Origin of the sequence: Shewanella xiamenensis (genome assembly GCF_024971755.1) — a bacterium.
Taxonomy (GTDB): Bacteria; Pseudomonadota; Gammaproteobacteria; order Enterobacterales; family Shewanellaceae; genus Shewanella; species Shewanella xiamenensis.
On record NZ_CP079718.1, the window covers coordinates 2,774,058 to 2,797,761 of the forward strand.

At 45.9% G+C, this 23,704-nt stretch carries 22 protein-coding genes and 3 tRNA genes; 13 read left to right on the plus strand and 12 right to left on the minus strand.

What is annotated here, in order from left to right; genetic code table 11:
- Positions 1-9 precede the first annotated feature (9 nt).
- From ccoO to ttcA, 10 genes are all read left to right on the plus strand, one after another.
- Positions 10-636, plus strand: a complete 627-nt coding sequence (gene ccoO / locus KXJ80_RS13400) for a cytochrome-c oxidase, cbb3-type subunit II (RefSeq protein ID WP_023265294.1) — start codon at positions 10-12, stop codon at positions 634-636.
- An 11-nt stretch (positions 637-647) separates the two neighbouring features.
- Positions 648-824, plus strand: a complete 177-nt coding sequence (locus KXJ80_RS13405; RefSeq protein ID WP_011072349.1) for a CcoQ/FixQ family Cbb3-type cytochrome c oxidase assembly chaperone — start codon at positions 648-650, stop codon at positions 822-824.
- Positions 824-1,792: a cytochrome-c oxidase, cbb3-type subunit III gene (gene ccoP / locus KXJ80_RS13410; RefSeq protein WP_037430481.1), complete on the plus strand. Its 969-nt coding sequence runs from the start codon at positions 824-826 to the stop codon at positions 1,790-1,792. The genes KXJ80_RS13405 and ccoP overlap by 1 nt, the downstream gene beginning before the upstream one ends.
- 110 nt (positions 1,793-1,902) lie before the next feature.
- Positions 1,903-2,382 carry a FixH family protein gene (locus KXJ80_RS13415; RefSeq protein ID WP_037430483.1) on the plus strand — a complete coding sequence of 160 codons (480 nt, stop codon included), beginning with the start codon at positions 1,903-1,905 and terminating at the stop codon, positions 2,380-2,382.
- 22 nt (positions 2,383-2,404) lie between these two features.
- A complete protein-coding gene (locus tag KXJ80_RS13420; protein ID WP_169548032.1) occupies positions 2,405-4,804 on the plus strand; it encodes a heavy metal translocating P-type ATPase in 2,400 nt (799 codons plus the stop codon).
- Positions 4,805-4,824: 20 nt separating this feature from the next.
- Positions 4,825-5,028 carry a cbb3-type cytochrome oxidase assembly protein CcoS gene (ccoS, locus tag KXJ80_RS13425; protein ID WP_037418545.1) on the plus strand — a complete coding sequence of 68 codons (204 nt, stop codon included), beginning with the start codon at positions 4,825-4,827 and terminating at the stop codon, positions 5,026-5,028.
- 8 nt (positions 5,029-5,036) lie between these two features.
- Positions 5,037-5,729, plus strand: coding sequence for a sulfite exporter TauE/SafE family protein (locus KXJ80_RS13430; RefSeq protein ID WP_224022152.1), 693 nt, complete (start codon positions 5,037-5,039; stop codon positions 5,727-5,729).
- 55 nt (positions 5,730-5,784) lie between these two features.
- Entirely contained in the window at positions 5,785-6,537 is a 753-nt protein-coding gene (etrA, locus tag KXJ80_RS13435; RefSeq protein WP_259474450.1) for an electron transport transcriptional regulator EtrA, read from the plus strand.
- Positions 6,538-6,663: 126 nt separating this feature from the next.
- On the plus strand, positions 6,664-7,596 hold the full coding sequence (gene uspE, locus KXJ80_RS13440; RefSeq protein ID WP_047536990.1) for a universal stress protein UspE: 933 nt from the start codon (positions 6,664-6,666) through the stop codon (positions 7,594-7,596).
- Positions 7,597-7,673: 77 nt separating this feature from the next.
- The gene (ttcA, locus tag KXJ80_RS13445) at positions 7,674-8,642 is read left to right on the plus strand and encodes a tRNA 2-thiocytidine(32) synthetase TtcA (RefSeq protein ID WP_169548031.1); all 969 of its coding nucleotides are present in this window, start codon (positions 7,674-7,676) and stop codon (positions 8,640-8,642) included.
- 56 nt (positions 8,643-8,698) lie between these two features.
- Here the strand turns inward: ttcA and KXJ80_RS13450 are convergent, their stop codons facing one another.
- Positions 8,699-9,322 (minus strand): DUF2987 domain-containing protein, encoded by a 624-nt coding sequence (locus KXJ80_RS13450; RefSeq protein ID WP_224022059.1) that lies wholly within the window; start codon positions 9,320-9,322, stop codon positions 8,699-8,701.
- Positions 9,315-10,127: a glucosaminidase domain-containing protein gene (locus KXJ80_RS13455; RefSeq protein WP_047533356.1), complete on the minus strand. Its 813-nt coding sequence runs from the start codon at positions 10,125-10,127 to the stop codon at positions 9,315-9,317. Before KXJ80_RS13455 ends, KXJ80_RS13450 begins: the two co-directional genes overlap by 8 nt.
- A 290-nt stretch (positions 10,128-10,417) precedes the next feature.
- Between KXJ80_RS13455 and KXJ80_RS13460 the strand changes: the two genes are divergently transcribed.
- Positions 10,418-11,338: a YvcK family protein gene (locus tag KXJ80_RS13460; protein ID WP_037418527.1), complete on the plus strand. Its 921-nt coding sequence runs from the start codon at positions 10,418-10,420 to the stop codon at positions 11,336-11,338.
- Between the two features lie 98 nt (positions 11,339-11,436).
- Here KXJ80_RS13460 and KXJ80_RS13465 read toward each other — a convergent pair whose 3' ends face one another.
- The 5 genes from KXJ80_RS13465 to KXJ80_RS13485 all read right to left on the minus strand — a co-directional run bounded on the left by KXJ80_RS13465 (position 11,437) and on the right by KXJ80_RS13485 (position 14,945).
- Positions 11,437-12,630 carry an amino acid aminotransferase gene (locus tag KXJ80_RS13465; RefSeq protein ID WP_169548029.1) on the minus strand — a complete coding sequence of 398 codons (1,194 nt, stop codon included), beginning with the start codon at positions 12,628-12,630 and terminating at the stop codon, positions 11,437-11,439.
- Positions 12,631-12,925: 295 nt separating this feature from the next.
- A tRNA-Leu gene (locus KXJ80_RS13470) sits at positions 12,926-13,012 on the minus strand.
- Between the two features lie 49 nt (positions 13,013-13,061).
- Positions 13,062-13,135, minus strand: a tRNA-Cys gene (locus tag KXJ80_RS13475).
- Between the two features lie 23 nt (positions 13,136-13,158).
- Positions 13,159-13,234 (minus strand) — tRNA-Gly (locus KXJ80_RS13480).
- 277 nt (positions 13,235-13,511) lie between these two features.
- Complete coding sequence (locus KXJ80_RS13485) at positions 13,512-14,945, minus strand: glyceraldehyde-3-phosphate dehydrogenase (protein ID WP_023267065.1); 1,434 nt, start codon at positions 14,943-14,945, stop codon at positions 13,512-13,514.
- A gap of 206 nt (positions 14,946-15,151) precedes the next feature.
- On the opposite strand from KXJ80_RS13485, the gene KXJ80_RS13490 reads away from it, so the two are divergent.
- Positions 15,152-16,039 (plus strand): DUF2989 domain-containing protein, encoded by an 888-nt coding sequence (locus KXJ80_RS13490; protein ID WP_144374982.1) that lies wholly within the window; start codon positions 15,152-15,154, stop codon positions 16,037-16,039.
- A gap of 214 nt (positions 16,040-16,253) precedes the next feature.
- Complete coding sequence (gene gap, locus KXJ80_RS13495) at positions 16,254-17,264, plus strand: type I glyceraldehyde-3-phosphate dehydrogenase (RefSeq protein ID WP_037418518.1); 1,011 nt, start codon at positions 16,254-16,256, stop codon at positions 17,262-17,264.
- 135 nt (positions 17,265-17,399) lie between these two features.
- Here the strand turns inward: gap and nadA are convergent, their stop codons facing one another.
- The 5 genes from nadA to astE all read right to left on the minus strand — a co-directional run bounded on the left by nadA (position 17,400) and on the right by astE (position 23,585).
- A complete protein-coding gene (nadA, locus tag KXJ80_RS13500) occupies positions 17,400-18,473 on the minus strand; it encodes a quinolinate synthase NadA (protein ID WP_169548028.1) in 1,074 nt (357 codons plus the stop codon).
- Positions 18,474-18,617: 144 nt separating this feature from the next.
- Positions 18,618-20,219, minus strand: a complete 1,602-nt coding sequence (locus KXJ80_RS13505; protein ID WP_224022058.1) for a dihydrolipoyllysine-residue acetyltransferase — start codon at positions 20,217-20,219, stop codon at positions 18,618-18,620.
- A 9-nt stretch (positions 20,220-20,228) separates the two neighbouring features.
- Complete coding sequence (locus tag KXJ80_RS13510) at positions 20,229-21,206, minus strand: alpha-ketoacid dehydrogenase subunit beta (RefSeq protein ID WP_224022057.1); 978 nt, start codon at positions 21,204-21,206, stop codon at positions 20,229-20,231.
- A 3-nt stretch (positions 21,207-21,209) separates the two neighbouring features.
- On the minus strand, positions 21,210-22,388 hold the full coding sequence (locus KXJ80_RS13515) for a thiamine pyrophosphate-dependent dehydrogenase E1 component subunit alpha (protein WP_037418510.1): 1,179 nt from the start codon (positions 22,386-22,388) through the stop codon (positions 21,210-21,212).
- A gap of 162 nt (positions 22,389-22,550) precedes the next feature.
- Positions 22,551-23,585 (minus strand): succinylglutamate desuccinylase, encoded by a 1,035-nt coding sequence (astE, locus tag KXJ80_RS13520; protein ID WP_172587893.1) that lies wholly within the window; start codon positions 23,583-23,585, stop codon positions 22,551-22,553.
- Between the last annotated feature and the right edge of the window lie 119 nt (positions 23,586-23,704).

Sequence of the window (23,704 nt, forward strand, 5' to 3'; positions counted from 1 at the left end):
GCAAACTCGATGAAATTTAATCATGAGATAGTTGAAAAAAACATCGGTTTGTTAGCGATATTCACTGTTATCGCTATCAGCTTCGGTAGCTTGGTTGAAATCACGCCGCTGATTTTCCAAAAAGATACCACTGAGCCTGTTGAAGGTTTGAAACCCTACACTGCCCTGCAACTTGAAGGCCGTGACATTTATGTGCGTGAAGGTTGCTACAACTGTCACAGCCAGATGATCCGTCCTTTACGTGCAGAGACTGAACGTTACGGTCACTACTCTGTTGCCGGTGAGTCTGTTTGGGATCACCCATTCCAATGGGGTTCTAAGCGTACTGGTCCAGACTTGGCCCGTGTTGGCGGTCGCTACAGCGATAAATGGCATGAAGTTCACTTAATCGATCCTCGTGCTGTGGTCCCTCAATCGAATATGCCAGCCTTTCCATGGCTTGCCGAAAACAAGTTAGACGGCAAGTTAACCGGCGACAAGATGACTATTCTGCGTAACATGCACAAAGGCGGTTACAAAGGTAAGGATCTTTACACCGATGAAGAAATCGCAGGCGCGCAGAAAGCTGTTGAAGGTAAGACAGAGCTGGAAGCCTTGATTGCATATCTTCAGTCTTTGGGTCACGCACTCAAATAAGGAGGCAGTATATGGATTACGGCACATTACAAGGTATTTTAACCATCATTGTGATGCTGACCTTCGTCGGTATATTTGCTTGGGCATATAGCTCGCGTCGTCAAAAATCCTTTGATGAAGCAGCGAATCTTGTGTTTTCCGATGAGGAAATCAGCAAGGAATCGAAGGACTCAGGAGAGAATAAGTGATGAGTAGCTTCTGGAGTATTTGGATTAGCGTACTCTCGTTAATTGTGATCGCAGGATGTTTTCTGTTGCTACGTGTGTGTTCAAAGAACACCACCGATGTCAAAGAAGGCGAATCCATGGGTCACAGTTTCGATGGTATCGAAGAACTCAATAACCCACTGCCAAAATGGTGGAGTTATATGTTCTATATCACTATCGTGTTTGGCCTAGTGTACTTAGCCCTGTTCCCAGGTTTAGGTAACTACAAAGGTCTACTGAACTGGACCAGCTCTAACCAAAGCATTGGTACAGAGAAAGGTATTAAAGCCGATTCTGTAGCCGCGATTGAGCTGGCGGCAAAAGAAGGCATGTACGTTCAGTACGACCAAGAAGTTAAACACGCTAACGAAAAATATGGCCCAATCTTCGCGGCTTACTTGGCAACACCACTCGAAGAGTTAGTGAAAAACCAAGAAGCGTTGAAAGTGGGCGGCCGTTTGTTCCTACAAAACTGCGCGCAGTGCCACGGCTCTGACGCACGTGGTAGCAAAGGCTTCCCTAACCTGACCGACAGTGATTGGTTATACGGTGGCGATTTAGCCACGATTAAAACCACCATCATGAGCGGTCGTCATGGCATGATGCCACCAAAAGGTGGTTTGCCAATCGACGATAGCGAAATTGCAGGTCTAGCCGAGTATGTGGTTAAGTTATCTGGTCGTGAACACGACGAGAAACTCGCAGCTCTTGGTCAAGGTTCATTCATGAAAGGTTGTTTTGCGTGTCACGGTATGGACGCAAAAGGCAACAAGCTCATGGGCGCACCTAACTTAACTGACGATGTTTGGTTATATGGCGGTAGCCGTGGTGTGATCGAAGAAACGATCAAACACGGCCGTGCAGGCGTGATGCCAGCATGGAAAGACGTTCTCGGTGAAGAGAAAGTCCACGTGATCGCAGCTTATGTTTATAGCTTGTCAAACAAGTAATTAGATATGAGTAACACTAAGGCCTCGATAACGTCGAGGCCTTTTTTTTAAAGTGCTAAAGCCACCTTTTAACGGTAAAATGGCGCAAATTTTTATAATGGGTATTTAACATGAGCGAACAACAACCCTGGTATAAGCAGTTTTGGCCTTGGTTTTTAATTATTCTTCCTTTATGTGCCGTCGTCGCAAGTTTTACCACGCTAAAAATTGCCCTCTCAAACTCTGACTCTCTGGTTGCCGAGGATTATTACAAAGAAGGCAAAGCCATAAACATGGACTTGAGTAAAGTCAAATATGCCAAGCAGCTTGGCATGCAATGGCAACTTGAACAGAATAACCATGAACTCCTATTCACTCAGCACGGCGGCCCAGCCTATCAAGCTGCGTTGAAAGTCGAATTTTATCACCCAACAATTGCCGAAAGAGATATTAAGACCACTGTCACCGCCGATGCCAATCATGTGTATCGCATTACTCTGCCCGATGTATTAACGGGCGCTTGGGAAGTCCGCCTCGAAGGTTTTGACGGTAAATGGCGTATTCATCAACGTGTCGAATTAAAAGACAACGTCCAATTGTGGTTGAACTAATTGTGGTTGAATGAATATTGCTATGACACATCCAAGTTGTTTTCACTGTAATGAACCTGTACTCACCGGCACGCAGTTTGTCACTCGCATTAATGATCGCGATGAACTCATGTGTTGCCCAGGCTGCCAAGCGGTATCCCAAGCCATTGTTGATGCAGGCTTATTAAGCTATTACAAGTTTAGAACTGAGCCAGGTAATAAACAGACTGCCCTTGTGCCTGATGAATTAAATCAGTTTAGTGCCTATGACTTGCCAGAGGTACAGCAGGACTTTGTCCACTCAGTGGAGAATAGCGACTCAGTGTCGCTGTCCATTGATGGCATTACCTGCGCGGCCTGCGCTTGGTTAATTGAACATAAAGTGAAGCAACTGCCTGGCGTAAGCCAAGTGATGGTCAACTCCACCACCCAAAGGGCGCTGATCAGCTGGGATAAACAACAAGTTAAACTCAGTGATATTTTGGGGCAAATTAGCCGTATCGGTTATCAAGCTGCGCCCTATCAAGTGGATGAGCAAGAACTGACCGCCAAGCAAAATAGCCGTAAATTCTTACTGCGTTTAGGTTTGGCGGGCTTTGCCACCATGCAAGTGATGATGTTCGCCCTCGCCCTCTATACCGGTTACTTTACCGATTTGGATGTGCAATATCGGGATTATTTCCGCTGGGTGAGCATGATTTTCGCCACGCCCGTGGTACTCTATTCGGCGCAGCCCTTCTATTTTAGCGCGATTCGCACCCTACTCAGTGGCAAACTCAATATGGACGTATCGGTCTCTATCGCCATTGGCGGTGCCTATATCGCCAGTTGCTTTGCGACCGTCAACGGCACGGGCGAAGTCTATTTTGAATCCGTTTCCATGTTTACCTTCTTCCTGCTGCTGGGACGTTATTTCGAGCAGAAGGCAAGACAAAAAGCTTCCGTTAGCTCCAGTAATCTCCACAAGTTAGTGCCGTTAACGGCACATCTGGTCACGGCGCAGGGGCAAGAAGAAATCCCCGCTAAAAAATTATGTCTTGGGGATATTATCCTCATTAAACCCGGTGAAATGGTCGCCGCCGATGGAATCGTGGTTGACGGCCACACTAGCATCAATGAAGCCATGCTCACCGGCGAGCAAATGCCGATTGAAAAGCCCGTCGATAGCCAAGTATTTGCAGGCACCATTAACCTAGACCAACCCATTAAGGTAAAAGTCACCGCTCTTGGGCAAGACCAATTGGTTGCTGAAATTATCCGCTTGCAGGAATTAGCCTCAAACACTAAACCTGCCGTCGCTATGCTGGCCGATAAACTGTCGCGTTATTTCTCAGGCACTATCTTATCAATTGCTACAATCACCTATCTGGTGTGGCTACAAATCTCCCCCGAAGACGCCTTTTGGGTGACCTTGTCAGTATTAGTGGCCACCTGTCCTTGCGCCCTTGCGCTTGCGACGCCTACCGCAGTGACCTGCGCGACCGCGATTTTTACCCGTCTTGGGATCATTACCCGTAAGGCGGGTGTATTTGAGAAACTGCCTCAAATCAAGCATGTAGTATTTGATAAAACCGGCACCCTCACCTGCGGCACGCTATCGATAGCCAAGGTGCAATGTCATGGTGATGTGGCTAAAGAACAAGTGTTGGCAATTGCTGCTGCGCTAGAGTCAGGTTCTCGCCACCCCATCGCCGCGGCCTTTGCCAGCTTTGCCCAAGTCGATGTTGTTGCCGAGCAAGTTCACCATGAAGTGGGCTTTGGGGTGAAAGGTCTCATAAATGGCATAGAATATCGCATTGGGAATGCTCACTTTACTGGCGCAATAGTCAATCCTGAGTTTATCAATCAACAGATTTGGCTTGCTCGTGCCAGTGATAACCAACTAAAGGTTATCGCCACTATTGAGATCAAAGACAATATTCGTATCGATAGCAAAGAAACTGTCGACATACTGAAACAACAAGGTTGCAAGGTCAGTATCGCCAGCGGGGATAGTTCTGGGCATGTGCATCAATTGGCAAAAGAGCTCGGCATTACGGATGTACACAGTGGACTCACACCGGCCGATAAACTCTCGCTAGTGAATAAGTTACAGCAATCCAATCCTGTGGTGATGTTCGGTGATGGCATAAATGACGCTCCTGTACTCGCTGGCGCCGATTTATCCGTGGCCATGGGCAGCGGTAGTGCAATTGCCAAAAACAGTGCCGATCTTATTTTGCTTGGCGATCACCTCTCCCGCTTCACCCAAGCGGTGAGGGTTGCTAAACTGACCACACACATTATTCGCCAAAATCTCGCTTGGGCATTAGGTTACAACGCGCTCATTTTACCTTTAGCGGTAACCGGCCATGTTGCACCTTATATTGCCGCTATCGGCATGTCGACAAGCTCACTGATTGTTGTGGGTAACAGTTTGAGATTATTACGAATTAAAATATAACAATAAAATAGGCTTAGCTAATGAGCATCATTTATGTACTTATCCCTATTGCGATGATCTTTGTGTTGATCGCTGTAGCCGTGTTCTTTTGGGCGGTAAAATCCGAACAATTCGATGATTTAGACCGCCAAAGTGTCTCAATTCTATTCGATGAAGATGCCGACAAACCTAATCCTGCGAGCATCAAGCAACAGGAATCTCAAGACAAAGGCATGCCTCAGTGACTGGCACTGTGATTGAATACAATGTAATGGGTGCGTTTCTCGTTGGTCTAATGGGAGCCGCTCACTGCTTTGGCATGTGTGGTGGCCTTGTTGGCGCCTTTTCCTCTCAGCTTGCTAATTCTAAGCAAGGAAACCACTTAGCCCATCAACTCACTTACTTATTAAGTTATAACCTTGGCCGGATTGTCAGTTATACCCTCGCGGGCGCTTTAGTCGGCGGTTCATCTGCCATGCTTGGGCACTTATTTGAGCTAGATAGCTACCTATTAATTCTCCGGATCATCGCCGGCGTCATGATGATTGCAACCGGGCTTTACATTGCAAAAATTTGGATCGGAATAGTACAAATTGAACGCCTTGGTCAGGTATTGTGGCGTTATTTGAAACCCATAGCACAACGTCTGGTGCCAATCACTACGCCAATGCAAGCCATCACCGCGGGATTGATATGGGGATGGCTGCCCTGCGGACTGGTATATAGCACCTTAACTTGGTCTGTAGCGGCAGGTTCTGCCAGTCAAGGCGCCTTGATTATGCTGGCATTTGGTTTGGGTACACTCCCTGCACTACTCAGTGCAGGATTGGCGGCCAAACGCTTAGCCAATTGGGTGCAGCAAAAAACCGTTAGATTATTGAGTGGCTTACTTTTAATTGTCTTTGGTGCACAAACTTTATATATCGCCCTGTCGCAGCTAAACTAGCCCAAGCGAATGAATTGGTTTAACATGGCTGCAGTGGATTAACTTGAGAACCGACATGACAATAGAGCAGAATAAAAACCGTCGTCCCGCCGCCAGTGGGTGCGCAATTCATTGTCACGATTGCAGTATGGGAACCCTTTGTATCCCATTCACCCTCAATGCAAATGAACTCGATCAACTCGATGACATTATTGAGCGTAAGAAACCTATTCAAAAAGGCGAACAGATTTTTAAATCGGGTGATCCTTTAAAATCACTCTTTGCGATCCGCTCAGGCACCATAAAAAGTTACACTATCACCGAACAAGGCGATGAACAGATCACTGGCTTTCATTTAGCGGGAGATGTCATTGGTTTTGATGGTATTCATGCACAATCTCATCAAAGTTTTGCACAAGCCTTAGAAACCTCCATGGTGTGTGAAATACCCTTCAACATTCTCGACGAACTTTCAGGCACAATGCCTAAATTACGCCAACAAATCATGCGCTTAATGAGTAATGAAATCATGAGCGATCAAGAAATGATTTTGCTGCTCAGTAAGAAAAATGCTGAAGAACGCCTCGCTGCATTTGTCAGTAATCTCGCAAACCGCTTTGGTAATCGAGGTTTTTCTGCCAAAGAATTTCGCTTAACCATGACACGTGGGGATATTGGTAATTACTTAGGCCTTACCGTTGAAACCATCAGTCGTTTGTTAGGCCGCTTCCAAAAATCTGGGTTAATCGAAGTAAAAGGTAAGTACATCATTATCGTTGATTATAATGAACTTAATCTTCTAGCGGGTAATGCCAGAATTGCCAGATAAGCTTCATCATTAATCATACGTTTTTGGCGCTAGGCACTGGTTTTGAAAAGAGTTTTGATCTAGAACAATACAGATAATTGCCAAAGGCTCATGATGAATATGAGCCTATGACTAAAGGAACAAGTTATGAAGGATTATCAAAAAATACTGGTCGTTGTCGATCCTACGACAGAACATCAAGTGGCACTCGCTCGAGCGGTTACCTTAGCCAGTAAAAGTAACGCCCATGTGACTGTGTTTCTTTCGATTTTTGACTTCTCCTATGAAATGACATCGATTCTATCGAGCCAAGAGCGCGAAGCCATGCGCCAAGGCGTGATTGATCAACGTTTAGCTTGGATACAAGATCTGCTGTCAGCCTATAACCACCTACAACTTAATATTGATACGCAAGTTATTTGGCACAACCGCCCCTTTGAAAGCATTATTAACCATGCCATTTCAGGGCAATATGATCTGATTGTTAAAGGCACCCATGCTCATGATAAATTAAAAGCGGTGATCTTTACTCCGACGGATTGGCATTTAATGCGTAAAGCCCCTGTTCCTGTATTAATGGTCAAAGATCATGATTGGCCTGAAACCGGTAAAATTCTCTGTGCGGTAAATGTGGCAACTGAGGATACCGATCATCAAATGCTTAATGGCAAAATTATTGAACATGCGAAGGATTTAGCCGCAAAATTTGCCGCCGAAGTTCACTTAGTCAATGGCTATCCTGGTACACCGGTAAATCTTGCCATTGAACTCCCCGATTTTGATGCACAAACCTACAACGACACCATTCGCCTACAACACGAACAAAGAGTGCAATACCTGGCTAATGCCTATGGTATCGATACACTCCATTGCCATGTGAGGGAAGGATTGCCAGAGGATGTGATCCCTGAGCTTGCTGAGCAGCTCGATGCTGAATTAGTTATTTTAGGTACAGTCGGTCGTACAGGCTTTTCAGCAGCACTCATTGGCAACACAGCTGAACATGTTATCGATAGTATCAATTGTGATTTATTAGCTATCAAACCTGATGGTTATAAATCACCGCTTGAAGAGGCGTAACGCACGCCGCTCTTTACCCCGCCGTCGATAGCTGGAATAATACGCGCCCTGAAACTGAGTTACTGGGCGCTTTTTTTATGTTGGAAGCTATGTCTGAAGTTACGGCGAGTCAAATGCCTGAAGAATTATCAAAAAAACAAATTACCCGTCTGAATAAATTACAGAAGCGTCTGCGTCGTGAAGTGGGTAGTGCTATCGCCGACTACAACATGATTGAAGATGGTGACCGAGTCATGTGCTGCCTAAGTGGCGGTAAAGACAGCTATGCTATGCTGGATATTCTGCTCAATCTACAACAGCGCGCGCCTGTACAGTTCGAAATTATTGCCGTTAATTTAGATCAAAAGCAGCCAGGTTTCCCTGAAGATATACTGCCTGCCTATCTAGATAGCCTTAATATTCCCTATCACATTCTTGAAAAAGACACTTACTCGATTGTGAAGGAGAAAATTCCTGAAGGCAAAACCACTTGCTCACTGTGCTCTCGCCTGCGTCGTGGCACTCTCTATGGTTTTGCGCAACGAATTGGCGCAACCAAGATCGCTCTAGGTCATCACAGAGACGATATTATTGAAACGCTATTCCTCAATATGTTTTATGGCGGCAAGATGAAAGCCATGCCACCTAAGTTGCTCTCGGACGATGGCGCAAACGTGGTTATTCGCCCACTTGCGTACTGTCGTGAAAAGGATTTGGAAGAATACGCACAGCTTAAAAAATTCCCCATTATTCCTTGTAATCTCTGTGGCTCTCAGGAAAACCTCAAGCGTCAAGCGGTTAAAGACATGCTCAATCAGTGGGATAGACTATATCCTGGCCGTATTGAAACCATTTTCACTGCTATGCAAAATACAGCTCCTTCACAGGGTGTTGACCGTGACCAATTTGACTTTGTATCGTTGAAACGCGATCCCAATGCACCAATGAAGGGTGATGTGGCCGAAGCCGATCTGCCCGCATTTGATTTTCTCGATATTGCTAACAACGGCCATATCGATTTAGATGCGGCAAAACGCATCAATATCGTCAACGTGTACGAAGCGTAAATGCGACAAGCATAAAAAAGCCCACTGACGTGGGCTTTTTTATAGCTAATCTATTGTTACTTAACCCAAGGACTTAATACGGTCGGCACATGGCTAAATTGCAATGTTGTCAAACTATTGATCTGCTCAACGCTCAGCTTAAAGCTGGTATTCACCTGTTGTTCACGCCCATCAAGCGTCACAGTAACAGTTTGATCTTGAGCAAATTCAAAATTTAATCCTGCAATAGGATCCTTAAAGTAACGCATCGGGAAGCCCTGCATAGCCCCTAGTAAGTCATCCATTTCATTAGCAATTTGCTGTAAGCGTTGTTGATCATATTGAACTTGTGTTTGCTTCGATCGCACTTGCATCGCAATTCCACAGCCTTCAGCCTTACCCTCAAACTCTAGATTTACTAATGCCCGCTGGTCTTTCAGTGCATCATCAAAGGGAATAAACAAACGTTGCGCAGATGTATAAGTGAGTGGCGTTGAATTTAATTCACTCGAAATGGTACCACTCTGAATATGGCAGTTAGGCAGCATTGGGACACTAAAGGCCACTTCAACTAACTGATAACTACCCTTATTGACTTGCTTTAATCTGTCATAAAACCCTTTATATTCAAGGGAAATTGTTTCTGCCTGCACATTTGATGCACACAAGCAAACTCCCACTAACAACCATTTTTTATACATCCGCCTTCACCAAATATTTTTCATTATGACGTAACATATCGAGTAATTCATCGATATAAGCTTCTTGCCTTTCAGAATAATTCACTAATCCATAGATAAGTTGGTCGGCACTCAATTCAGCCTCCTGAGCACGTAAATCGGCTCGAATTGAGCGAAACAAGGCATATGCTGTGTTCGAGTTTAAATTACGCATATAGGAGGAAACTGAAGCGTCTACCGATGGAAATATTTCTACTTCGTGTATTTTACCTGAGCCTCGCGAAGAAGGCACAATGCCGCAGCCATGACTAAAACACCATTCACCAAAGAAATTAAAACCTTCACGAGCAAAACGAGAACTGCCCCACCCAGATTCATTAGCCGCTTGGATCAGCACCATCGATTCAGGAATAATATCAACCCGTTTGAGTAGGCTGTTAAGGGATTTAGTATCGACACTGCGGGCAGCATATTGATATTTATCAAATAATTGATTGAGCTGCGCTAACTGTGATTCGGACAACGTATTGCCATTATCTATTACTGCCAACATATCAATGATAAATTCACGTTCAGTGGCAATAATGGCGTTTTGTTGTTGAACAATCGGCCTCAAAAAGTTAAAAAAGGCACGTTTTTTTTCTGCTACATCACTGATAGCAGAAAAGTCAGGAACTTGCGTAACAGGCTCAACGGCGTTTTCCAATTGGTTAACAATAGATTCAGGCTCATTCGTTGTAGGAATGAGCCACAATCTCAACGAAAAAATCGCCGAGATCACTAGGGCTAACGCGAGTGTAAACGAACCAATTCTACCAGTTTTCAATAAGTCACCTTCGATGTTGAGTTACTAGTGGCAAAATAAGCGCCAGATTATATGTCATATCTTGAAATTCACGAAATTTGGATGCAAAAACAACAATTCTTCCCAATACTGCATTCACACATATTTAAAATGCGAGCCGGCGCTTAAGTATTAGAATGCGTGAGAATTTTTAGTGCATGCTTTTGACTGAGCTTTTATACTAAGGTTCCGTTAGCTTCGGCAGTAACAAACTGAGTTTATCCGAGTTGATAACAGGATAGGATTTTACGGGTATTCAGGAAGGAAGCCTCATGCAGCAAATCTTAAACCAATTCAATCATGTAGTGGCAATCGGTGGCGGCCACGGTCTTGGACGTGTACTTTCATCACTCGATTTTCTAGGCAATCGTCTCACAGGTATTGTTGCTACGACGGATAATGGTGGTTCTACAGGTCGATTAAGAGCCGAGCAGGACTGCATTGCTTGGGGTGATTTGCGTAATTGTTTGTCCCAACTTGCTCATCGTCCTTCTGTCGGCTCACAATTATTTGAGTATCGCTTTCAAGGCGAAACTGAACTCAGTGGTCACAATCTAGGTAATTTGATGTTGCTCGCCTTAGATAAGTTGTGCGTTAGGCCCCTCGAAGCTGTCAATCTTATTCGGCATATGCTTAAAATTGAGACCAATATCATTCCGATGTCGGAGCAACCAACCCATTTGGTGGCATTACGAGCGTCCGGCTCAAAAGTGTTTGGTGAAGTGAATGTCGACAAGATGAATGAAGCTCCCATTGCACTATGCCTTGAGCCACAAGTTGATGCGACAGCCGAAGCCTGTGAAGCCATTTGCCGCGCGGATCTGATTATCTTGGGACCTGGCAGTTTTCTTACGAGTGTGATGCCACCTCTCTTATTACCCTGCTTTGCTAAAGCATTAGCAATGACAACCGCGCCCGTAGTCTTTATCGATAATCTGAATGAAGAAACTTCGCCAGCAGGCCAGTTTAGTATTGAGCAGCGCATAGCCTGGTGCCATCAAGTAATTGGTAAACCCGTGATCACTAAAGTGCTGCGACATTCGGAACAAGTGCGTTTAGGCACCTTAGTTAATTATTTTCCCTTAAAAAATCGTCATAATCCGCAATTGCATGATCAGGCTAGTCTGCGTGATGCGCTTAACGCCATACTGCGGATAAAGTCAGAATTACCTTTAGAAACATTAGCTTCGTAATTGTTCTCTATACTGATAAACCATAATACTTAAGTTTATCGACCGCATAAAAGTAAAAGGACAGCCTAAGCTGTCCTTTTTCGTGAGCCTCTTTTAAGTTAGAGGATTTGAGCAATCGCCTTACAGATCACAGGCATATTAGTTTTGGTCATACCCGCCACACTAATGCGACCCGAGCCGACGATATAAATGCCGAACTCGTCTTTCAAACGGGCAACCTGTGCTTTATTTAAGCCGGAGAAGCTAAACATACCGTTTTGACGAGAAATAAAGCTAAAGTCCTGGGTCACACCTTCATCTTTTAAGCTTTGTACAAATAGCGTACGCATCTCGGCAATACGTTCACGCATTTCGGTCAGCTCTTGTACCCAAAGGGCTTTCAATGATGCATCACTCAGAATCGTACTCACAATTAACGCGCCATGGGCTGGTGGATTTGAGTAATTTGCACGAATAGTACGTTTCACTTGGCTAAATGCACGCACCGCTTCATCGGCATTTTGTGCAACCACAGTCACGGCGCCGATACGCTCGTTGTATAAACCAAAGTTTTTAGAGAATGAATTTGCGACCAATAGTTCTGGTACTTTTGACGCAACTAAGCGTAAACCAGCAGCATCTTCTTCAATACCAGCACCAAAACCTTGGTATGCAAAGTCGAATAATGGAACTAATTGCTTGTCCGCACAAAGATTAGCGACTAATTCCCATTGGGTTAACGTTAAATCGATACCCGTTGGGTTATGACAGCAACCGTGCAGTAGAATAATGTCGCCCGCCTGTGCATTGGCGAGATCTGTCATCATGCCATCAAAATCAATATCTTGGGCACTGGCGTTGTAGTAACCGTATTCTTTAACCGTCAAACCCGCAGTTTCAAAAATATTTTGATGGTTTGCCCAAGTTGGATTACTTACCCACACAGTGCGCGATGGGGTATTACGCAATAAGAACTCGGCAGCAATACGCAGTGCACCTGTACCACCAGGCGCTTGAGCCGTTGCTGCTCGGCCAGAAGTCACGAGATCACTACCTTCACCAAATAGCAGCTCTTGTACTACGCGATTATAGGTTTGAACCCCTTCTATCCCTAAATAGTTTTTAGTTTTCTCTTGCTCAAGCAATAGGGCTTCAGCTTTCTTCACTGATTGTAATACTGGAGTCTGCCCTGCTTCATCCTTATAAATGCCAACACCAAGGTTGACTTTATCTTGGCGCGGATCGGCCTTAAATGTATCGGTTAAACCAAGGATGGGATCGGCGGGTGCGAGTACTACCTGAGAGAAAATCATGACTACTTATCCTAAATGTTCACGTGTAGGGGGAAAATTCGGCTTATTTATACCACTGTCTTAAGAGAGGGAATAGCGCCTATTACCGCTTCTTAAGGAAATAGTTTGGCTATTATGGATTGATTAAAATAAATAACAACTAAATGAGAGATCATTTATGTGAAAGCTGAATTTTTTGAAAAATATGATTTTTTAGAGGCAGATCACTATCGCTTCAAGAGTGGCTTTAAAGTTATAAACTTGAAATTATTGCCAATAAAAAAGGCCTAACAAATGTTAGGCCTTTTTTATGTTATGGTACCCGAGGCCAGACTTGAACTGGCACGCTGTTACCAGCGAGGGATTTTAAATCCCTTGTGTCTACCGATTCCACCACTCGGGCAAACTCTTTATATTAACGACAGTAATCGTATCATTAATACTTTAATCTATGGAGGCGCGACCCGGAGTCGAACCGAGATCGACGGATTTGCAATCCGCAGCATAGCCATTCTGCCATCGCGCCAAATTTCCAAACTCGTAGAGAGTTGGAGCGACATATCGGGTTCGAACCGATGACCTATACCTTGGCAAGGTATCGCTCTACCAACTGAGCTAATGTCGCATCGATGTCATAGAGTAACGTTACTACGCTTTCCCCTGACTGCGGATTGGCATTCTACCGATTTAACCTTCAGAGTCAATCAACAAATTTGAAATATTGCGCTTAACCACACTGTTTGCCCAATATTCAGCCATAGCGATATAAACTTGCCGATAGAATCAACAATTCACGGATTTGCTCAATAACAATGTTCAGATAAATTGTTATTCAACATAATTGAAGTATAAAAAAAGCGCCCTCTCAGGCGCTTTCTCTGTTGTACTTCTGTCTGTCGCAATTAAGCAGGCAGAGACAGCGTTGTTAAGCCTAACATCGTTTGCATAACACCGACTACTTGGCAGCTGTAACCAAATTCGTTGTCATACCATACGTACAGAATGGCGCGTTTACCTTCGGCGATGGTCGCTTGAGAATCAACCACGCCCGCATAGCGAGACCCCACTAAGTCGCTTGATACGATTTCAGTTGAGTCTGTGTAGTCAATTTGGTTCTGCAAGGGTGATTGCAGCGCCGTGTCTTTTAGGTATTCGTTCAATTCGTCTTTGTTGGTCTCAGCATTTAAGTTCATGCTGATGATCGCCATAGATACGTTTGGTGTTGGCACGCGAATCGCGTTGCCTGTCAGTTTGCCCGCTAATACTGGCAGAGCTTTAGCGACGGCTTTCGCTGCGCCCGTTTCAGTGATCACCATGTTTAATGGTGCACTGCGACCGCGACGGTCAGCACTGTGGTAGTTGTCGATCAGGTTTTGATCGTTTGTATATGAGTGAATCGTCTCAACGTGACCATTCTCGATACCGTACTTATCATTTACCGCTTTCAGTACTGGTGTAATGGCGTTAGTGGTGCAGCTCGCTGCAGACACAATGATGTCTTCTGGCGTAATATCGCCTTCGTTCACACCGTAAACGATGTTCTTGATGGCGCCTTTAGCAGGCGCTGTCAGTAACACTTTGCTTGCACCAGGGCTCTTCAAGTGTAAGCCTAGGCCTGCTTCGTCTTTCCAAATACCCGTGTTGTCTACCACTAAGGCATCTGTAATACCGTATTTAGTGTAATCCACTTCATCTGGTGAGTTTGCGTAAATCACTTGGATATAAGTACCGTTAGCGATGATGGCGTTGTTCTCTTCATCCACTTCAACAGAACCGTTAAATGGACCATGAACAGAGTCACGACGCAGTAAGCTTGCGCGTTTTTCTAAATCGCCCTTCTTACCACCACGTAATACGATAGCACGCAGTCTTAACTTGTTGCTGCGGCCAGTACGTTCGATCAGTAAGCGCGCTAATAAGCGACCAATACGACCAAAACCATACAACACCACATCACGCGGAGCGATATCATCAGCATGATCAATCGCAGCCGCTAATTCGCGTGCCATATAGCTTTCAATTTCGTTGGTATCGGTATGTTCAGCCCAGTATTTGACAGCAAGCTTACCAATATCCACTTTACATTGTTTAACAGCGAGTCTGCTTAAGGCTTGAACAAACGGGAAACTCTCGCGTAAACGTAATTTCTCGCCGACATGACGACGAACTAAACGGTGCGCTTTAATAATCTCAATAGTAGAAGCATTGAGTAATGGCTTACCATAAACCACAACTTCGACGCCTTGGTTACGGTATAACTTGCCCAGCAAAGGTTGCATTGCCTCTGCCATTTCAAAACGTTCTTGCCAACTTTGTAGGTGTTTATCAGCGCTCATTTACAGATCCTTTATCTCACTTTTCAATAAAATATATTGAAAGGTTTGAGTAACATGACGAAAAGACCAATAATCTTATGTAGGTTTTAGGGAAAACCCTCTGTTTTGGTCGGCGCCATTGTAATGAAAACTGACCCAGCTTGCTAGTAAGATATTTTCTGTAAATCTGTAATTTTATTAGAGAAAATTGCATTTTGGAGCGTATTTTGAGACAAAATCTAGTAATAATTACATCATTTACCCTCGCGATAAGCCTTTTCGGTTGTGATAATGGCCGAAATATCGAAACGATTTGTAAAAATAATCCTGAAATTTGTGCCGATTTGCATAAGGATGGCTGGTGTTTAGCCGAGAAAACAAAGTTGATCCAAAGTCGATACGACCTAATGGACAATAAAAATCCTACAGGCAAGCAACTCTATCAACAGTTAACTTACCTCGAGGACTATAGTCGATGTATTGAATTGGCCTCGGGCGTTCAGCACATTATCCACACAAGCCGCACAGCTGATAGAGCCAGAGCCTTTCGACTAAGTACACAAAATTTGAGTCGGTTGCAGGATGAAACCCGCGAGCGCCAAGACCCGTTTATGTCTTATTATCAATGGACACGTTTTGGTGACACGGATGCATTAAACCGACTCTTGGCACAAGAAAATGCTGGCGAAGTCACTGAGCCATTTCTTTTAGCGCAAATAGCCACCTACTACAGCAACCGTAATGCCATCAAAGCGCAACAACTCTACCTTACTGTGTTTGCAGAGATCCAATACGCTGACTTTGATCCAAATTGGTTGCTTGGGCTCGCTGCAGCCTATCGCCAAACCCAAGCGCTAGAAAAAACTTACATGCTGACAAAAGCCAATTTACTACTTACGCAGCAGAAGTATTCTGAAGATAAGATGCTAGCCTTAATCGGTGGCAACAAAACGCTGGCGACAAGATTAGATGAATACGCCCAGAATTTGATCAATGCGTTAGAAGATGGCCTCTATTCGACTAGTCCGGTTGCGCTCTGGCTTGCTCCACCTCAGACAGAGGTAACACCGCCAGCGGCAACTCCCGTCGAACCAGAGAAGCCAAACTCGCCTTAAGGCTTGGGCCTTGAGTAACGTCGGCAAAATGTTTGCCATCTTGTAATTTTTTATCAAAATGCAGTGCTAAAAAAGGTGTTTTCGCGAGCAATGTAAAAAAAACACCTAATTTGTTAACCGAATCCCGGCAAAATAGCCGAATTAACTTGACGATAGCTGTCAGTTTGGTAATTTTACTACCAGTTGAATTTTATAATCACCAGAGGGATATGAGATGACTATCCGTGTTGCAATAAATGGTTACGGCCGTATCGGTAGAAACGTATTACGCGCCCTGTACGAAAGCGAAAAAGCTTACCCAATCAAAATTGTTGCCATCAACGATTTAGGCGACGCTTCAATCAACGCTCACCTGACAAAATACGATTCTGTACATGGTCGTTTCAATGCCAAAGTTGAGCATGATGCTGAAGCAATTTATGTTAACGGTGACAAGATCCTCACTTTCCAAGAGCGCGATCCAGGCAAATTACCTTGGGGCGACCTACAAGTAGACGTGGTATTTGAATGTACCGGTATCTTCACTTCTAAAGATTCTGTTCAACCGCATTTAGCCGCTGGCGCAAAGAAAGTGATTATCTCTGCACCAGGCAAAAACGTTGATGCAACCGTCGTTTACGGTGTAAACAACAATGTGTTGACCGCGGATATGACCGTTATCTCTAACGCGTCATGTACCACTAACTGCTTAGCGCCTTTCGCTAAGCCGTTAAATGACGAAATTGGTATCGAATCAGGTCTGATGACTACCATCCACGCGTATACCAACGATCAACGTTTATCTGACGTATACCACACAGATTTACGCCGTGCCCGCGCTGCGGCACTGTCGATGATCCCAACTAAAACTGGCGCTGCGGCTGCTGTAGGTTTAGTTGTGCCTGAATTACAAGGTAAATTCGATGGTTTAGCGGTACGTGTACCGACTGTTAACGTGTCTTTAGTGGATTTATCTTTCATTGCATCACGTGACACAACCGTTGAAGAAGTTAACGCCATCATCGAGCGTGCAGCAAGCGTAGCACCACTGAGCGAAGTGTTGGCCGTCAACAAAGAGCCGTTGGTATCTATCGACTTTAACCACAATGCGTTTTCATCTAACTTCGATGCGACGCAAACCCGTGTTAACGGCCGTTTAGTCAAAGTAATGGCTTGGTACGATAACGAATGGGGCTTCAGTAACCGTATGTTAGACAACGCGGTTGCGTTAATGAACGCTAAATAATCTCGATTAGCGATTTAGCTAAAGCCCTGCAAATGCAGGGCTTTTTGTTATTTCCCGTATGGCAACTGCAATTAAAAAAATATCCCCACAATGCGGGGATATTAATGTTGAAACTCGATGTGCGACTAAAAGCGCTTAGGCATTACCCTTCACTTTCATATTGAGCGTTTTAGCGAAATCGAGCATACGGGTCAGCGGGATTAACGCTTTCACTCGCAAGTCTTCATCAACAAAGATCTCATGGGTGGTTTTGTCGCTATCACTTAATGACGCTTCAATGGCTTTTAAGCCATTCATTGCCATCCAAGGACAGTGGGCACAGCTCTTACAGGTCGCACCATTACCGCCAGTCGGCGCTTCGATTAAGGTTTTACCCGGCGCTGCTTGTTGCATTTTGTAAAAAATACCGCGATCGGTCGCGACAATAAAACGCTCGTTAGGCATGGTTTGCGCAGCTTTGATCAACTGACTGGTGGAGCCGACAGCATCCGCCATCGCCACCACACTCGCGGGTGATTCTGGGTGTACCAAAATTGCTGCGTCGGGATAAACGCTTTTCAGATCACGCAGGGCATTCGCTTTAAACTCATCGTGAACGATACAGTCGCCCTGCCACATCAGCATCTCGGCGCCCGTTTGTTTGGCAATATAGCTGCCTAAGTGACGGTCTGGGCCCCAAATAATTTTTTTGCCTTCGCTGTCTAAATGCTCAACAATTTCAAGGGCAATACTCGAGGTCACCACCCAATCGGCACGGGCTTTTACCGCCGCAGACGTGTTGGCGTAAACCACCACGGTATGGTCTGGGTGCGCATCACAGAAGGCGCTGAATTTATCGATGGGGCAACCTAAGTCCAATGAACAGGTCGCTTCAATAGTCGGCATCAGAATGGTTTTTTCTGGGCTTAAGATTTTGGCAGTTTCACCCATAAACTTCACCCCAGCGACGATTAACGTCTTTGCGGGATGATCGCGGCCAAAGCGCGCCATTTCAAGTGAGTCTGAAACACACCCACCAGTTTCTTCAGCCAGAGCTTGAATTTCAGGGTCGGTATAATAATGGGCAACCAATACCGCATCCTTTTCAATCAGCAGCTGCTTGATACGTGCCTTGTAGTCCGCCTTTTCGGTATCGGACAGAGGAATTGGCTTAGGCGGAAACGGATAATCAATAGTTTCGATTGTTGGGGCAAATGCGCTGGGGCTCATAACAAATCCATCAGGATAACAACGTTCGCGAATTATACGTAATTGGGCTCAAAAGATTAACCCATTTATGGCCTGCGAATAAAAAAGGACGCTAAATTGCGTCCTTTTTTGCTGGATTGGCTGTAAGTATTGGCTGACAGCCGATTAGCGCATGGCTAACAGCATATCCTGCGGCTGCTCAAGGTATTGTTTCCACAGGTTACAGAAACGGGCAATGGTGCCACCATCAATAACGCGATGATCGCCAGACCAACTCACTTGCATGATCTGACGCGCTTCCACTTCACCTTTCGCATTAAAGCGAGGCAAAGTTTGTAACTTACCTAATGCGACAATCGCGACTTCCGGTTTATTGATAATCGGCGTTGCGACTGTGCCACCTAAGGCGCCAATATTTGAAATCGAAATTGTGCCTTCTTTAAGATCCGCCGGCGCCACACGGCCGCTACGCGCAGCATTGGTTAAGCGGGTGATCTCGGCAGCGACCTCAAGGATGCTCTTATCTTGCACATCCTTGACGTTTGGTACCAGTAATCCCACCTTAGAGTCAACCGCCATACCTATGTTATGACGCGCCTTGTAGGTGATTTCCGTACAATCCGCATTCACTTGGCTGTTAAGCACTGGGAACTGCGTTAAGGCTAACGACATGGCTTTCATAAAGAATGGCATCATGGTCAGCTTAACTTCGTCGGAAGAATATTTGGCCTTCATGCTTTCACGCAGTGCGACTAAGTCTGTCAAATCAAACTCTTCGCAATAGGTGAAGTGTGGAATGGTTGATACCGATTCCACCATCATTTTCGCCATCACGGCTTTCACGCCACGGATAGGCTCAACAATGTCACCCCGTGCAGCGCTTGCTACTGCAGTAGAAACAGTTGATTGAGCAACAGTTGGCGCTACCGCCACTGGCGCAATGGCAGGCACTGCGCCGCCTTGCGCTTGGAAGCGAGTAATGTCTTCCTTATACACACGGCCATGTTTGCCACTCCCAGGTACGCGACTTAAATCGATATCTAAGGCTCGCGCCATACGGCGAACGGCAGGGCTTGCTAAGGCTTTACCTTGGCGAGCAGGCTCTTGCGTCGCACTTACGCTCGCACAAGCTGTTGGAGCGGCAACATTCGTATTAGCGCTAGTCGTCTCTTGTGCATGACTGACTGGTGCACTAACGCCACCTTCGACCTCAATTGCAAATAGTGGCGCATGTACTTTCGCTAACTGGCCCTTACGGTAGTGCAATTTGACAATCTTACCCGCTTTGATGGCGGGAATTTGCACTAGAGCTTTATCTGTCATCACATCGGCGATGGGTTGGTCTTCAACCACAGTATCGCCTTCTTGGACTAACCATTCGACCAGTTCGCACTCAACAATGCCTTCGCCAATATCGGGCAGGAGGAACTCTTCGACGCTAGTACCAGCCACACTGGCTTGGCTTGCGGGTGTTTGTATCGCTGCGTGTGCTTCAGGTTGAGACGCAGCAACAGGCGCGGCTTCGTCAGACTCAATCTGCACGGCATAAAGCGGTGCATGCACCTTAGCGATATCGCCTTTGGCGTAATATAGCTTGGTCACAACTCCTGCAAAAGGCGCCGGAATTTGCACTAAAGCTTTGTCTGTCATCACATCAGCGATGGGCTGATCTTCAGCAATGGTATCGCCCTCTTGCACCAACCACTCGACGAGTTCGCACTCGACAACGCCTTCACCAATGTCCGGCAAAATAAAATCTTTAATCATACCGGACTCCTAGAAGTTCACCGATGCCTTAATGGCTTCAAAGGTCTTGAGCGCATCGGGCATATATTCTTTTTCGTGGACCAGTGGATATGGGGTATCTAGACCACATACACGGCTGATGGGGGATTCTAAATACAGGAAACATTCCTGTTGAATCGTCGCGGCGATTTCACCGGCAAAACCACCCGTCAATGGCGCTTCGTGGTTGATCAGTAAGCGGCCAGTCTTCTTCACAGAATCAGCAACGGTATCCACATCCCAAGGCGCAAGTGTACGTAGGTCAATAATTTCACAGGAAATCCCTTCTTTGGCAGCCATGTCGGCAGCCTTTTCAATGATTTCCATCTGTGCGCCCCAGGCCACTAACGTGATGTCTTTCCCTTCACGCACCACTTCGGCTTTACCGAGCTCAATTTCATAATCGCCCACAGGGACTTCTCCCACAGAAGCACGGTATAAACGTTTGGGCTCGAAGAATATCACCGGGTTTTTATCACGAATCGAGGCAAGCAATAACCCTTTGGCCTGCGCAGGATTACGCGGCACAACCACTTTTAAGCCTGGGGTTTGGGTAAAATAGGCTTCTGGCGATTGTGAATGATAATGGCCGCCCGCAATACCGCCACCATAGGGTGTGCGGAACACTAGGCTTCCCACATTGAATTCATTACCGCTGCGGTAACGGAATTTAGCCGACTCGTTTACGATCTGGTCAAACGCCGGAAAGATGTAATCAGCAAACTGGATTTCCGCTACGGCAGTCATACCATTAGAGGCTAACCCGTTGGCAAAACCCGCAATACCTTGCTCAGTCAGTGGCGTGTTAAAGCAGCGGCCGCGACCAAACTTTTCCTGTAAACCTGAGGTTGCGCGAAACACGCCGCCAAAGTGGCCAACGTCTTCACCAAATACCACCATGCACTCATCAGCTTGCATGGCGATTGACAAGGCCTCATTGACGGCCTGTAACATATTCATTTCTGCCACGGCTTATAGCCTCCCTGCACTTTTGGGATAGGATTGCGGATATTTTTTGATGTGTTCTTTAAGATCGCTCAGTTGCTTTTTAAGCGCTGGCGTTGGCTTGTCGTACACGTCTTCAATAATCTCATCCAGCATAGGGATAGGTAATTTTTCCGCGACTTTAACGGCGGCTAACACTTCTTCACGGTACTTTTCATAACGCTGGGCATCATCGGCCTCGGCCAACCAGCCTTTATTAATCAGCCACAACTTAAAGCGTTTGACCGGATCGTGTTGTTGCCATTTCGCCTCTTCTTCTTTTGAGCGATAACCCGAAGGATCGTCAGAAGATGAGTGGGCGCCCAGACGATAAGTCATGGCTTCAATCAACACGGGGGCATTGTGCTCAATCGCATAGGCACGCGCCTGTTGTGTCGCCGCTAACACCGCCAGCATATCGTTCCCGTCGACACGAATGGTGTGCATACCGTAACCCACACCACGGCTAGCGATACCGTTACCGGCAAACTGCTCTTCAGTTGGGGTGGAAATCGCATAACCATTGTTACGGCAGAAAAAAATCACGGGGCATTTTAACACCGCCGCCATATTCAATCCGGCATGGAAATCGCCTTCAGATGCAGCGCCTTCACCGAAATAACAGACAGCAACATTACGTTTGCCCTGCATTTTCAGGCTATAACCGACACCTGTCGCTTGCGGAATTTGAGTGGCCAAGGGCGATGAAATGGTTTGGTAGTTTAACGCCGCGCAGCCATAGTGAATTGGCATTTGGCGACCTTTACCTAAGTCCTTCTCATTGCTGAACATTTGGTTCATAAACTGTTCAGTGGTAAAGCCGCGATAACGTAGCGCTGCATGTTCACGGTATTGCGCGAGGATCACATCTTCTTGATCAAGTGCGGCCACGCTACCGACGATCGCTGCTTCTTCACCGGTGCAGGTCATATAGAAGCTGATCCGTCCCTGACGCTGTGCGCCAAGCATACGTTCATCGAGTACCCGCGTGAACACGCAAGTATCATAAATTTTGGTGGCTAAGGCTTCATCTATTACAGGCAAAACCGCGGTTTCATAGGTAGTGCCGTCTGCTTGTAGAATTCGAAGGATAGGAATGTGAAGCGATGCCTTATCCAAGAAGCCGACACGGTGCACTGTATCAGTGTTGAGTGTTGCTTTGCTCATATTGTGCTCTTGTTATCTCGTTACGCAGCAGAAGAACCACTGCGCCTAATTTATACGAATATGCCGGATGAACATTACGTTAACGTAAACTACCTATCAACCGTTGGCACAGTTCAAACGACAACTAATCCCCTGTGGGCATGTATATAATGCTTTACAAAACTAGCGAACATCTGGCGCGACTGAAGGGATCAGGCAAATCACAGTGCGATTGCCGATGGGCACCTTGGCATTGGGGAAGACAATCGCTTCAAATTCCTGTTCGACTTTAATTTCCTGCCCACCCTCTCGGGCCAATACAAAGCCTTTAGGGAACGCTCGGAAGTTTTCGACATCGGTCGCGAAGGTAAATTCAAAATCATCAAAATGTTTGTTAATCACCCGACACACTTGATACAGATTCACCTTATCTGCTGAGAATGGCTCAAGCGCTAAGGGTTTGTCTGTGATAAGGCGCATAAACATCTCTTGGGCGGCAATAAAACGCGTCATATCGTTTTGGCCCATGGGATACACCTTACCTAATTCAATGGTAAAGGCATCGGCGCCATACTGCTCGGAGGAAAAATAGCTAAAGGTGGTTGTCGGCTCATGGTGAAATAACACAGTATCGACGCCACTGGCCGCTAAAAACATGATTTGCTCGGCGCTGTAAGCACGGCCGGGACGATAGGGATAAATCGCAAACTTTTCGTGTTTTGACGCCCGCATCGCCGTGTGTAAATCGTAGTGAATTCGCTGGCGCCCTGAGGCTGCGCCCTTAAAGAAGCGGTCAACATAGGCTTCTAATTTTTTCGCCCGCACCCGCTCAGGATTCACTAATCCCGGTGGATTTGAATGCTCGCCACTAAACAGACGATTCATGTTCTCGTCGATAATGCGAGTGCCGTTATTAATCGCTAAAGGGTTACCAATAAGAAAGAGCGTGCGTTGTTTGGCGATGATTTTTTGTTGGAGAAGCTGTTTGATTAAGGTATTGCAGAGTTCGATGGGGGCGGTTTCATTGCCGTGGACACCGCAGGAGAGAATGACATCCTTACCTTGGGCTTGTGCAGGCTCAAAAACGATGACGCCCGTGTCCCACACCTCGACTCGAGTATGTTCCCCTAAGGCGAAACTAAACTCATCTCCGAGGGTTTCAGGATTAGCGAGGGTCAGCGCGAGAAAATCCTTCGAATCTAACAGAGCTTGTAACACAGAATTCTCCTTATAATAGCGTGTTAAAGACGGGAGTGATGGCAATAACTGCCTGTTTCATGGCACTTATCGCTACCCGCCTTAAAAAGCGCATCCATACTAACACAAGTTTTTGGGCC

Coding starts and splice junctions, on each gene's coding strand:
- ccoO (WP_023265294.1), top strand. CDS start 10: ATGAAATTTAATCATGAGATAGTTGAAAAAAACATCGGTTTGTTAGCG.
- KXJ80_RS13405 (WP_011072349.1), top strand. CDS start 648: ATGGATTACGGCACATTACAAGGTATTTTAACCATCATTGTGATGCTG.
- ccoP (WP_037430481.1), top strand. CDS start 824: ATGAGTAGCTTCTGGAGTATTTGGATTAGCGTACTCTCGTTAATTGTG.
- KXJ80_RS13415 (WP_037430483.1), top strand. CDS start 1,903: ATGAGCGAACAACAACCCTGGTATAAGCAGTTTTGGCCTTGGTTTTTA.
- KXJ80_RS13420 (WP_169548032.1), top strand. CDS start 2,405: ATGACACATCCAAGTTGTTTTCACTGTAATGAACCTGTACTCACCGGC.
- ccoS (WP_037418545.1), top strand. CDS start 4,825: ATGAGCATCATTTATGTACTTATCCCTATTGCGATGATCTTTGTGTTG.
- etrA (WP_259474450.1), top strand. CDS start 5,785: ATGACAATAGAGCAGAATAAAAACCGTCGTCCCGCCGCCAGTGGGTGC.
- uspE (WP_047536990.1), top strand. CDS start 6,664: ATGAAGGATTATCAAAAAATACTGGTCGTTGTCGATCCTACGACAGAA.
- ttcA (WP_169548031.1), top strand. CDS start 7,674: ATGTTGGAAGCTATGTCTGAAGTTACGGCGAGTCAAATGCCTGAAGAA.
- KXJ80_RS13450 (WP_224022059.1), bottom strand. CDS start 9,322: ATGTATAAAAAATGGTTGTTAGTGGGAGTTTGCTTGTGTGCATCAAAT.
- KXJ80_RS13460 (WP_037418527.1), top strand. CDS start 10,418: ATGCAGCAAATCTTAAACCAATTCAATCATGTAGTGGCAATCGGTGGC.
- KXJ80_RS13465 (WP_169548029.1), bottom strand. CDS start 12,630: ATGATTTTCTCTCAGGTAGTACTCGCACCCGCCGATCCCATCCTTGGT.
- KXJ80_RS13485 (WP_023267065.1), bottom strand. CDS start 14,945: ATGAGCGCTGATAAACACCTACAAAGTTGGCAAGAACGTTTTGAAATG.
- gap (WP_037418518.1), top strand. CDS start 16,254: ATGACTATCCGTGTTGCAATAAATGGTTACGGCCGTATCGGTAGAAAC.
- nadA (WP_169548028.1), bottom strand. CDS start 18,473: ATGAGCCCCAGCGCATTTGCCCCAACAATCGAAACTATTGATTATCCG.
- KXJ80_RS13505 (WP_224022058.1), bottom strand. CDS start 20,219: ATGATTAAAGATTTTATTTTGCCGGACATTGGTGAAGGCGTTGTCGAG.
- KXJ80_RS13515 (WP_037418510.1), bottom strand. CDS start 22,388: ATGAGCAAAGCAACACTCAACACTGATACAGTGCACCGTGTCGGCTTC.